This window comes from Mesorhizobium sp. M7A.F.Ca.US.011.01.1.1 (assembly GCF_003998295.1).
GTDB lineage: Bacteria > Pseudomonadota > Alphaproteobacteria > Rhizobiales > Rhizobiaceae > Mesorhizobium.
Genome location: NZ_RZRT01000245.1, coordinates 1 through 408, shown reverse-complemented (window position 1 = coordinate 408; position 408 = coordinate 1). Strand labels below are relative to the sequence as shown.

Below are 408 nucleotides of genomic sequence, written 5' to 3'. Positions count from 1 at the left end.
AACATGAGCAACGATCCGGAGCAGGAAACCTTTGTCGACGGCTTGACCGAAGACCTGATCACCGACCTGTCTCGCTCAGCCGGCCTCTTCGTCATCGCGCGCAACTCAACCTTTGCTTACAAGGGGCGGTCGGTCGATGTGCGTTTGACCGCGCGTGATCTTGGGGTGCGCTATGTGGTTGAAGGCAGCGCCCGGCGCGCCGCGGCGCGCGTGCGCATCAATGCGCAGCTGATCGACGCGATCGGCGGCGATCATATCTGGGCCGAGCGCTACGACAGCAGCCTCGAGGACATCTTTGCAGTGCAGGACGAGGTCACGGCCAAGATCGTCGAAGCCCTTGTCGGCCGATTGGCCGGACAGCCGGCGCGTAAACGGCCGACGAGTCTCGAAGCCTATGATCTTTGCGTG

1 pseudogene is annotated in these 408 nt (G+C 62.5%); it reads left to right on the top strand.

The annotated features are described in order from the left end of the window. A pseudogene (locus tag EOA13_RS37560) lies at positions 1-408 on the top strand (adenylate/guanylate cyclase domain-containing protein); the annotation flags it as partial.